Here is an 11527-nt window from a genome sequence, read left to right as displayed (position 1 = left end):
GGCGACCTGGCCCGCTACCGCGCCGATGGCGCCATCGAATACGCCGGGCGCCTGGATCATCAGGTGAAGATTCGCGGCCTGCGCATCGAGCTGGGCGAAATCGATGCCCGGGCCCAGGAATATCCGGCGGTACGTGAAGCGGTGGTGATCGATATCGATGGCCCGTTGGGCAAACAACTGGTGGGGTATCTGGTGCCGAGCGAAGAGGGTGCCGACCCACGGGAAGGGCTCAAGGTGCACCTGAAGGCGGGTCTGCCGGACTATATGGTGCCCGCGCAGTGGGTGTTATTGCAGGCCATGCCCCTGAGCCCCAATGGCAAGCTTGATCGCAAGGCGCTGCCACTGCCGGATCATGCCGAGGACAAGAAATATGAAGCGCCGCGCACTGCGCTGGAACGCGAGCTCGCATCGCTGTGGACACAGGCTCTGAAGGTGGAGCGGGTCGGGCTCGATGACGATTTCTTCGAATCGGGAGGACACTCGATCCTCATGCTCGGGCTTTTGGAAAAGATCCGTCAGGCGTTCGATACCCATCTGCCGCTGCATGAATTCATGACCCATCCCACGATCAGGCAGCTGTCCCACTGGCTGCGCAGTAGCGGCCAGCAGATCCCTTCGGCGCTGGTGCGCATGGCAGGGGATGATCCAGAATCGCCGAATCTATTTTGCCTGCCGCCCGCCGGAGGTGTGGTCTTTGCCTACTACCCGTTGGCTTATCGCCTGCGTCGGCGATACCAGACCTATGGTGTCCTGCATCGCTCGATCATTGAGGCGGGTTTGCGCTATCGCTCCTGGGACGCCATGGTTGACGGCTTTCTGGCCGACATACTCGAGCAACAACCCCATGGCCCTTATCATTTTCTTGGCTGGTCTTCGGGTGGTTTGCTGGCAATGGCGATCTGCAACAGGCTGGAGGCCCGTGGTGAGTCTGTGCAATGGCTGGGCCTGGTGGATGCAGCCCTGCCGGTTGCCTTCTCCGGTTTCTACCGTACCGCCGAGGTGATCGAACAGCCCGCCGAGGACGAGGATCTGGCTCAGTTGGTCGCGGTGATAAAAGGCTTCTTCCCCGAGGTCGGGGAGGACTGGATTGCCCGACACTGGGCTGATGCGAAGGATCAGACGCCCGCGCTGCGCCCGGTCGACCATGTGCTGGCTCAACTGGCGATGGATAAAGATATGCCGGTGGATGAGTTCAGACAGCTGTATGACGTGCAGAAACTGGCAGCAGAGATGGCCGTTGGCTTCGACGTGTTCGAGCAGGTGACCGAGTTGCAGAGGCAGGCGCAGATTACGCCTTCGCAGGTCAAGCCGCATTGCTGGTGGTCGAGCACAACCTTTATCGATACTCATGCGCTGATCAGAGAGTTCGCCGCTCGCTGCACGCGGTCGGGCGTTGCCAGAGCCGAGGTAGTGGATATCGAGCACTCGCTCATGGTGCGCTCGGAGGTGTTCCTGGCGAGTCTGGAGTCCCAGGGATAGGCCGGGGCGGCGCACACAAAAAAACGCCAGGCTTCAAAGCCTGGCGTTTTTTATGTTGGGTTGCAACGGGGGTGACTCCTGATGATGACCATCGGGAGCCGGGGCGGACTTAGAAGTTGTACTTGACCGTGAGCATCAGGTTGCGTGGGTCGCCATAGATGTTTTCGGCGCGCAGCGGGTTGTCAGTGATACTGACGTAGTACTTCCTGTCGAAGACGTTGTTCAGGTTCAGGCGGGCGTCGATGTGATCAGTGGGTTTGAAACCGACCATCAAGTCCAGCAGGGTGTAGGCGCCCTGTTCGGTCTTATAGGTCGCGCCCTTGTTGAACAGTGCGTTTTGCCCGTAGAGCGTACCGCCGACACGCCAGCGCTCCAGCTCTCCGTCCAACTGGTAGGTGCTAGTCAACTTGGCCATGTGACGCGGGAGGTCGGTGTCGAATGGGCGGCCTTCGTTGTTCTTGTTGGCGTCGGAAAGATATTTGGCTTCGGTATAGGTATAGCCTGCGCCGATCTGCCAGCGAGGGGTAAGCGCGCCCTGGATTTCCAGGTCGATACCTTGAGCCCGTACCTTGCCGGCGGCTTCGTAGCAGGTCGCGCTGGTCGGGCACTGGGTCTGGTCGACCAGGGCTCGTGCGCGGTTTTCCTGATCCATGCGGAATACGGCAGCGGAGGCATTGAGTGCTCCGTCGAAGTACTCACCCTTGATGCCGATTTCGTAGTTCTTGCCGACAATGGGCTCCAGCAGCCCGCCACCTGAGGTCAGGTAGTTCTGCGGTTTGAACACGTCGGTGTAGCTGACATAGACGGAGTGATGCTCGTCGAAGTCATAGATAAGCCCGGCGTACTTGGTGACGTTACGGGTGACCTTGTACTCGGTGTGGCTGGTGCCGGTATCGGCACTGTAGTCATACCAGTCCAGGCGGCTGCCGAGGATCAGGTGAAGAGGGTCCGCCAGGCTGAAGCGGCCGGTGACATAGGCGCTCTTCTGTTCGGTGTCGGTGTGCTGCCAGAAGCTGGACGTGAGGACGCCGGGTTTGGGGCGAAGATCCGGATCCCAGTTATAGATGTCCATGTTCGGGTAGACACTGTTATCGGTGCGCTCCGTCAGGCTGAGCTTTTCCTTGCGGTCGCTGGCACCCACGACCAGTTCATGTTCGCGTCCGAACAGCTTCATCGGGCCACTGGCAAACAGATCGGTGCTGGTCTGGTTGCTGTCGTAGCGATAACCGCCCAGGGTTTGCCCGAACACGTTATTGCGGTTGTTCACCTTACTGGCGAGGTGATTGAGTTTGCCCCAACCCTTGTTGGCCGCCAGGGTCATCTTCCAGTCGTTATCGAAGCTGTGTTCGACTTTGGCAAAGGCGAAGGTGCTGTCCTTGTCCCAGTAGTCCCAGTCGTTGCCCAGGTACGTGGAGCGCGACAGGTGCAAATCACTGCCATTGGCTGCCACCGGTACACCGCCCCACGGGATATGGTTGTTGTCGTCCTGATAGGACGCGCCGAAGGTCAGCATTGTGCTCGGGTTGAGGTCCGCCTCAAGAATGCCGTAGTACACGCCGCGCTCGGTCTGGACGTTGTCCTGGAAGCTGTGGTTGTTCTGATAGGCACCCACTACGCGGCCGCGCAGGGTGCCTTGCTCATTGAGCGAGCCACCCGCGTCGACCTCGCTGCGATAGCGATCCCAGCTGCCAGCACTGTTGGTAATGCTGATCTGGGTATCGGCTGTCGGGCGTTTGCGCACCATGTTGATGGCTGCCGACGGGTTGCCCGCGCCTTGCATCAGGCCGGTGGCACCACGCACGATTTCGACGTGGTCATACATGGCCAGGTCGGCCGAAGAAATGATATCCGCTGCACCGGAACCGACGTTGGTCGGGATGCCGTCATACATCAGATTGTCGACCTGGAAACCCCGGGCGTAGTAGCGTTGACGATCCGGGCCGAGTTTTTGTGCACTCATGCCTGGCGTACTCTTGACCACGTCATCCAGGGTATTCATTGCCTGGTCATCCATCCGCTGGCGGGTGATGACGGTGACGGCCTGTGGCGTTTCCCTGAGCGTCAACGGCAGTTTGGTCGCCGTGCGCATGGCGCCGGTGGTATAGGAGCCGGTGTTCTCGGTCGTGCTCCCCAGCGCGGCGCCCGTGACGTTGGTCGGGCCAAGCTCCATTGTCTTGCCGTCACCCACGGGTGTCAGGATCAGTGAACTGCCTTGCAGGCTGTAGCTGACCTTGGTGCCGCGCAACAACTGGGCGATACCCTGCTCGGCACTGAACGTACCGCGCAGGCTATTGCTGCGCTGGCCGTTGACCAGGTCCGGGCTGTACAGCACCTCGACGTTCGCCTGTTTACCGAATTCTGCCAGGGCGCTCCCCAGCGCCTGTGCCGGAATATTGAAGGTAACGTCCTGGGCCTGCGCTGCCACAGCTGGCAGCATCATGGCCAGGCCGGCGGATGCGAAGAAGCGCGGCTTGCGTACGGCGTGGCTGACAAGCAATGCCCGAGCAATCGGGTTCAATCGGTTGAGGGATGACATGGATGCTCTCTAGTAAAGTAAATCAAATAAATTATTGTGTTGGCAGGGATGCGTATGAGACGCGTCACCTTGCATAAACCGGAATGCGAATTTGTATCATTAGTGATTTTGCGCAAAAAAAAGGGGCCGCAAGGCCCCTCCCGGCATTCCGTTCAGGCTGAAGAGAGCGCTGCGCGTTCGGCACGGGCCAGATGCATCAGGCCCTCGCTGAGTGCCGGGAAAAGGCTGCGATTGAAGTTGTTCCAGCGTAGTTCCAGAATGCTGTCCCCGGGGTCGATGCTGGTGGCCAGCACATCGTGGATGACGTCGCCGGAATCGATGCCGTTGTCCATGTAGTGGAATGAGGCGCCGGTCTTGTCGAGCACCGGTACTTCGATCTCCTGACGCGTATTCCAATCGACGATCTTGCGCCCGCGGGCACCGTACAGGGCGTCCCAGGTGGCGTAGGCGCCGCGGCGTTCATAGGGCGATTCCAGACGGGTGATTCCTGGATGAATATTGACCATGCGTCGGTGATAGGGGCTGCCGGGGCGGACCAGTTCGTCGAGGATCACCAGCAGGCCGTCCACCACCACCAGGTCGATTTTCTCCGCTTGCAGCTTGAGCAGCAGGCGTTGTTCGAAGTCATGCTTGCCGGCCGGGCGTTCGGCGGCATCGAGGGGCAGGCGGCGGTAGGTCGAAGGGATCGGCGTCAACAGATCATTGAGCACCCGGCCCTGGACCTTGAGCTGAGGCGGGTAGAACCAGCGTGGCCCATCGCCGTGCCTGAAGCCGTATTGGGCAAGGTGTTCGCGATCCCGGGGTGATTCGGCATCGTCGTCGTAGATCACCGTCTCCAGGTGGTACAGCTCACCGAGAGCGGTTTGTTCCAGCTGTTCGACCAGATATTCGAGCACCGACTTCATGTAACGCTGTTCGCCTTTGTAAGGAACCGCCTGGCCAGCCTTGTCGGCGGCGGCGTTACGCAGGGACCAGAGGTATGCAATGTTCTTTTTGCCCATGGCAGGACCATCCTTGAGGTGTAGTGGGGCGTCAGGCCGGCTGCAGGGCCGGGTTGTCGACGCGTTCGCTGGCCACGCGACCCTTGTCCATGCGGATCAACTGGTCGGCGACGTGGAAATAGCGGTCATCGTGAGAGATGACCACGACCGTGCGACCTTCGCGTTTAAGCTCAGGCAGCAGCTCGGTGTAGAACACATGGCGGAAGGTCGGGTCCTGGTCGGCGGCCCACTCGTCGAAGACCAGAATCGGTCGCTCATCGAGCCAGGCATTGACCAGGGCCAGGCGCTTGCGTTGTCCGGTGGACAGCGCGGTAGTGCTGTAGCTGCCGTCCACCAGGCTGACCTTGTGGGCGATATCCAGACGTTGCAGGTAGCGCGCCACCAACTCGGGCTTCTGTCGGGCGCCGGGGCTCAAGTCGTCGAACAGGTGATGGTCGGCGAAGATGGTCGTGAACAACTGGCGATAATCATCACGGCCGGCGTCACCAATGCTTTGCCCGTTCAGCTGGATGTCGCCGGCCTGGGGCGGGTACAGCCCCAGCAGCAGTTTGATCAGTGAAGTCTTGCCGCAGCCGTTTTCGCCGACGATGAACAGGATGTCGCCGCGCTCGATCCGCAGGTTGACAGGCCCCAGGCAGAACGGCTCGCTGCCCTCGACCACCGGGTAGTCATAGCGCACGCTGCACAGCTCAATGTGCTGGAACTCCGGCACTGCTTGCTTGCCACCAGGCTGAGCCTGGGTTTCCGGTGTGGAGAAACGTGAAGATAACTCGGCAACCCGCCCCAGGGCGATGCGTGCCCGGCTGATCATGGGCAGGTTGAGTACCAGTTGTTCCAGCGGCCCCTTCATGTACAGCATGACCAGAACAAAGCCGCCGAGCACCGTGCGATCGGCCGCCGGCCACATGACCTGAAAGGCGATGGCCAGGCCAATCACGGCGAAGAACAGCACCGAGCCGAAGGTTTCGGCGGTGATGAAGATATTCGCCGCCCGAATGTTGGCCTGGGCAATCCGCTCGGTGACACCGTGGATCAGTTGGTCGCGCATGTGCCAGCGGCGCGGCCGCTGAATACGCAGCTCCTTGGCGCCGTCAGTGATTGCCTGGTAGTAGCCCTGCAACTCGTCCTCACCATCCCGGGCCTGGGTCAGGCGCACATTGCCGCCGCGTTGTGCGACGTACTGGGCGCCGACACCGATCAACACCGTCAGTACCGTCAGCAGCAGGATCTGCCAGGACAACAGGGCCAGGTAGCACAGGCAGGCCAGGGTAACGGTGAAGGCGATGACCATGGGCGCCACGGACAGGGCGAAGGTGCTGATGGTGGTGACGTCATTGAGCAGGATCGGAATCAGCCGGTGGCCACGAAAGCGCTCCAGTTGCTCGACCGGCGCTGCCAGCACCTTGCCGGCCAGTTCGCGGCGCAGGTTGCGTACCACGCGCTGGCCGACATAGTTGGTCAACAGGCGTGAGCCGGTCGAGCAACCCAGGGTCAGCGCGCAGAAACCGGCGAACTGCAAGGCCAGCCGGGCGGTGGGCCCGGCGCCCTGGTTCATGGCATGGTTGATGGTCGCCAGCAACGCCGTCACGCTCAAGCCGCTGACCACGCCCATCACGATGGACGCCAGTACCGCCTTCCAGTAAGGCTTGAGAATGCGCCAGGCTTCGCGGGCCAGGCTGTTAACCGCTACGGTCATGTCGAGGTCTCGCTGAGCCGGTCCAGGGGAGGGTGTGAGCGCAACGCTCAGATGCCGGCCAGGGCAGCCAGGGGCTGTTCGAGGCGTCGGGTTTCACTCAGCGCATACAGCGCCCGGCCGATTTCTTCACTGCGTGCCGGCAGCACCGACAGCAAGGTATCGCTCAGGCCATGGGAGGCCTCGCAGAATCCTTGCAGGAACACGGCTGCCTTGAGATCGGGGCTGGCCAGGGCGCGGTAGTGACGATCAACATCGAACTGCTTGAGGTGCTGCTCCACTGGCGCGAGCAGATCGCGATGGGAACGTCGTTCGTAGCCGGTGGCAAGGATGACCGCATCGTAGCGGTGCTGACGGCGATCATCGGTTGCCAGGTCGTGGAGCATCAGTTCGATGCCCTGGTCGGTGGTACGGGCGCTGTCGATCTGCTGGCGGCACAGCACGTTATGGCGCAAATCACCGGAGACTTTCTGTTGATAGAGAATGCCGTAGATGCGTTCGATCAACTGAGGGTCGACCACCGAATAGTTGGTGTTGTGATACTCCTGCAACAGCTTGCGGCGCTCCTGCGGGGGCTGGTCGAACACCAGGTCGGTATAGGCGGGCGAGAAGATGTCGTTGACGAACGGCGTGTCATCCGCCGGTTTCAGTGCCGAACCGCGCACGATCATGTCGACGCGGGCGCAGGGATAGCTGGCATGCAGGTCCATGAAGGCTTCGGCGGCGCTCTGCCCTGAGCCGACGATGGCGACCCGGGTCGGCTTGCCAGCGGCGCAGGGCAGGCTGCTGACCTGGCTCAGGTATTGGGCGTGATGGAATACTCGCGGGTCGCCCATCAGTTCATTGAAAGGCTCGACGATTCGCGGCGTACCTCCGCTGCTCACGACCACGGCGCGGGCATAGCGTGCGTGTTCACGGCCCTGCTGATCGCGGCTGACCACCCGCAGGTGATCGACTTCGCTGCCGACGTTGATCGGCTCGATACGCAGCACTTCTTCGCCGTAGTGGGCCTGGCTGTTGAAGTGCCCGGCCACCCAGCAGAGGTAGTCGTTGAACTCCATGCGCGATGGATAGAAGGTGCCCAGATTGATGAAGTCGACCAGGCGACCATGGCGATGCAGGTAATTGACGAAACTGTAGGGGCTGGAAGGATTGCGCAGGCTGACCAGGTCCTTGAGAAAAGAAATCTGCATTTCGCTGCCCCCGACCAGGGTGTTGCCATGCCAGCGATAATCGGCCTGTTTTTCAATGAATACGCTGTTCAGACTGCGCCCCTCGCTGTGTGTCAGCTCTTCCAGGGCAATGGCCAGGGCCAGGTTCGACGGGCCGAAGCCGATGCCGATAACGTCATGAACGGTCTTGCTGTTAAGGGCGTTCATCATGGGGTCTCCTTGAAATGTGTTATCCGGTTTTATGAGTGCTGCATGACGCTGAAGAACTGATTCAGAAAGACTTGCATCTGCTCGGCAGTACCGACGGTGACACGCATCCACTCGGGCCATGCGCCGAAGACCCGGCCGACCTGGACCTTGCGTTGCTCGAGGGCATCGATCACCGGTTGTGCCGGACGGCCCAGGGCGATCATGAAACAGTTGGCCTGGGCGTCGGTGCAGCGGTAGCCCGCAGCCTGCAGGCGTTGCACGGTGTCTTGCAGGATGTGGCGATTGGTGCGCTTGCGCAGAGCCACCAGGTCGGGGTCTTCCAGGCTGGCAATGCCGCCCAGGGAGGTGCTGACGGAAATGAAATTGCGACCATTGAAGCGTTGCAGGTCCTTGAGCAATTCGGGCCTGGCGATGACCAGTCCCAGACGGGCTCCGGCCATGCCGTAAAGCTTGGAGAAGGTGCGCAGGACCATCACATCGTCGTTTTCTACTGCCAGGTTCAGGCAGGGTGGGGCGTCGGAAAAGTGCAGATAGGCTTCGTCGATGATGGCCAGGCAACCCTTGGGCTTGTGGCTGACCAGATACTCGATATCGGCATGGGGTGTCAGGGTGCCGGTGGGGTTGTTCGGGTTACACAGATAGATAACCCCCGCCTGGGCATCAGCGGCAAGCATGCCGCGTACGTCATGGGCATGCCGGGCGTCCAGGGCAACTTCATGCACCGCAGCGCCGACATAGCGGGCACCGCTGGCCACCGAGTCATAAGTCGGCGCGGCGGTGACCACGCTGCGGGCGCCCGCCGAGCGGGCCAGTCCGTACTGCAACGGCGAGCGCGAGCCGCAGAACACCGCGACATGATCGTTTGGCACCTTGTTCTGGCGGGCGAATAACTCAATCAGGCGCACCTGTTGTTCGTAGTAGTAGCGGCCGCTCTGGCGGGCACCCAGTTCCATGGCCTTGACCGCCGCAGGGCTGGGGCCGTAGGGGCTTTCGTTGTAGTCCAGGCGGACGATGTCATCGCCGAAGATCGGGTCGATCGCAGGCTTGGCAGGGTTTTTTGCCGCCCAGGCGGGCAGGGCCGGGGCGAGGCTGGCCAGGGTGGCAGCGGTGACAAAACGGCGTCGACTCAATGAGGTCATGTTTTTTCTCCGTGGGCGGACGTCAGTCCTTGTCATTACCGTTGAGATTGCGGGCGACGCGGAAACTCAACCAGTCGCCGCGTACTTCGGGTTCGCGCTCGTTGCGGTTGCCGGAGCGTGAGAAAATGGGCGGTTCGAGATAGTCGTTACCGCGAATCTGCCGATGGCTGCAGGTGCCGCCGGTGGTCCAGGCGCTGCCATCGGTGGGGGCACCGACATAGTCGCTATGCCAGCAGTCTTCGACCCATTCATAAACGTTGCCATGGGCATCGAAGACGCCGAAGGCATTGGCCGGGAAGCTGCCCACCGGGGCGGTGTAGGTGAAGCCATCCTTGGGGCCGTAGCCGTTGGCGTGCTTGGTGATCTGGTATTCCCCTTCGTTGTCGAAGGGGAACGGAAAGGGCCCGGTGGAACCGCCGCGGCCGGCATATTCACGCTCTGACTCACTGAGCATGCGATAGGGCTGGCCGGTCTTCTTTGCCAGCCAGCGGATGTAACCATGGGCTTCTTCCCAGTTCATGCACACGGCAGGCTGGCGCGGACTTTGGGGATAGCTGGGCTTGCCGTTTTTGCACAGGCGGCCGGGGCGCAAATCGCCGTCGGGCAGCACGGTGCCGGTGGCCTTGGCATAGTCCTGCCATTGTTCGGCAGTGACATGGAAACGGCTGACAGCAAAGGGCTGGGCGAAGGTCACCTGATGCAGAGGGCCTTCGTCATCCTGTTTGCCCATTTCGTCATCCGGTGTGCCCATGACATAGCTGCCGGCAGGCAACACCACCATTTCCGGGCAGTCCTTGCAGTCCTTGAATACCTTGCCGGGCTCAACCGGATCAGCCGCCAGGGCTTCGCAAGAGAGGGACAGGCAGCCCAGGGCAAGCAGTGCGGTCAGACGTTTCATGGTTTTCCTTGGGAGTGTTGGACGATGGCAGCAGCGGCCGGTGCGGCGGCTTTCTGGGCCGCCTCCCAGACACGCAGGAAGTTGCCGCCCCAGAGCTTGGCGATGTCTTCGTCGGAGTAGCCACGCTGCATCAACTCGGCGGTGACGTTGCGGACCTGGCTGACGTTCTCCCAGCCCTCCACGCCGCCACCGTCGTTGAAGTCCGAGCTGATGCCGACATGATCGATGCCGATCTTCTTCACGGCGTAGTCGATGGAGTCGACGTAGTCAGCCAGAGTGGCTTCGGGCTCCTCGCCGAGGATGTCGTAGAAGGGCGTGAGGTATTCACCGAATTTCTTTTCCGACCAGATCGAGAACACCGGGTCAGTCGTGGTGCCCATCTGGGTCTGGTTCTGCACGTCGGGCAGGTTGTAGCGGGCGCGCAGTTCGTTCATCTTTTCGATGGTCTTGCGCGAAAACGGCTTGAGGTACTTGGAGTAGGCAACGATGTTGACCAGGCCATCAGTGGCCTTGATGCTGGCCAGGTCGGCGTCGCTCAGGTTGCGGCGAATATCCATCATGCCCTGCACGCCGGTGTGGGAGGCGATCACCGGGGCGCGGCTCAGTTGGGTGATCTGGCTCAGGGCCTGGCTGGACATCTGCGATACATCAATGACCACGCCCAGGTCATTGAGCCTGGACACGGCCCGACGGCCGATATCCGACAGGCCGCCCAGCGGGTCTACCGAGTCACCGAGGAAGGGCAGGGGGCGGGCCGAATCGACCCAGCTGTTATTGCCCACATAGCCAGGGCCGAACACGCGCATGCCTCGGGCCGCCCACAGGTTCAGCTTGTCGATATCGTCGCCCAGGGGCGCGGCGTTGAGCATGCTGATGATGATGGCGAACTTGCCTTCACCGGCCAGGCGGCGGAAGTCGGCGGGGGAGTAGGCGATGCCGGCCTGCTCGGGGAAGTCCCTGGCGATGCTGGTGATGATGCGATAACGCACTTCCAGTTCATTGGCCATGGCCGCCTGGAAACCGGCGGTGGGGCGATGGGGCCAGTTGGGCCCGCTCCAGAACTCCGGCCACGACCAGATGGCAATGGAGGCGCCACGCAGACGGCCTTTGGCCGCCTTGACCAGATCGAACCGGGTCGGGCCGTCGCGGTTGGCTTCGCGACCGTCGCTGCCGTAGTTAAGCGGCACGTCAAGGTGGGCATCCAGGCTGAGGATGCGCTCTTGCAAGGCGTTGGCACGCTGCTCGATGTCGCGACTGAAGGGATGCGCATGGCGATATACCCAGTACCACCAGGCGCCTGCGGCGGCGATCAGGACCAGAGCCGACAGGGCGACTGCCCACGGCCATTTGCGCGACTGTTGAGGGTGCTTCGTCATTGCCTATCCGACCCGCCTGTACG

General features: G+C 61.6%; 8 protein-coding genes. 1 reads left to right on the top strand and 7 read right to left on the bottom strand.

Annotated features, from left to right (window positions below; all coding sequences use genetic code 11):
• Positions 1-1479 (top strand): thioesterase domain-containing protein (locus M2401_RS30400; protein ID WP_259109626.1); only part of this gene is annotated, 1479 nt, incomplete at its 5' end.
• Positions 1480-1588: 109 nt separating this feature from the next.
• Here the strand turns inward: M2401_RS30400 and M2401_RS30395 are convergent.
• The 7 genes from M2401_RS30395 to M2401_RS30365 form a co-directional block, all read right to left on the bottom strand.
• Positions 1589-4015, bottom strand: a complete 2427-nt coding sequence (locus M2401_RS30395) for a TonB-dependent siderophore receptor (RefSeq protein ID WP_259109624.1) — start codon at positions 4013-4015, stop codon at positions 1589-1591.
• A 152-nt stretch (positions 4016-4167) separates the two neighbouring features.
• Positions 4168-5016 (bottom strand): N(5)-hydroxyornithine transformylase PvdF, encoded by an 849-nt coding sequence (locus tag M2401_RS30390; protein ID WP_259109622.1) that lies wholly within the window; start codon positions 5014-5016, stop codon positions 4168-4170.
• 31 nt (positions 5017-5047) lie between these two features.
• Positions 5048-6712: a cyclic peptide export ABC transporter gene (locus M2401_RS30385; RefSeq protein ID WP_259109619.1), complete on the bottom strand. Its 1665-nt coding sequence runs from the start codon at positions 6710-6712 to the stop codon at positions 5048-5050.
• Positions 6713-6759: 47 nt separating this feature from the next.
• Complete coding sequence (locus tag M2401_RS30380) at positions 6760-8091, bottom strand: lysine N(6)-hydroxylase/L-ornithine N(5)-oxygenase family protein (RefSeq protein WP_259109617.1); 1332 nt, start codon at positions 8089-8091, stop codon at positions 6760-6762.
• 29 nt (positions 8092-8120) lie between these two features.
• Complete coding sequence (locus M2401_RS30375; protein ID WP_259109614.1) at positions 8121-9230, bottom strand: aminotransferase class I/II-fold pyridoxal phosphate-dependent enzyme; 1110 nt, start codon at positions 9228-9230, stop codon at positions 8121-8123.
• A 22-nt stretch (positions 9231-9252) separates the two neighbouring features.
• Positions 9253-10128: a formylglycine-generating enzyme family protein gene (locus M2401_RS30370; protein ID WP_259109611.1), complete on the bottom strand. Its 876-nt coding sequence runs from the start codon at positions 10126-10128 to the stop codon at positions 9253-9255.
• Complete coding sequence (locus tag M2401_RS30365; protein WP_259109609.1) at positions 10125-11504, bottom strand: dipeptidase; 1380 nt, start codon at positions 11502-11504, stop codon at positions 10125-10127. The genes M2401_RS30370 and M2401_RS30365 overlap by 4 nt, the downstream gene beginning before the upstream one ends.
• Positions 11505-11527: the final 23 nt, after the last annotated feature.

The organism is Pseudomonas sp. JUb42, assembly GCF_024807945.1.
Taxonomy (GTDB): domain Bacteria; phylum Pseudomonadota; class Gammaproteobacteria; order Pseudomonadales; family Pseudomonadaceae; genus Aquipseudomonas.
The sequence above is the reverse complement of the archived record's forward strand: the minus strand, read 5'-3'. Positions and strand labels throughout refer to the sequence as shown.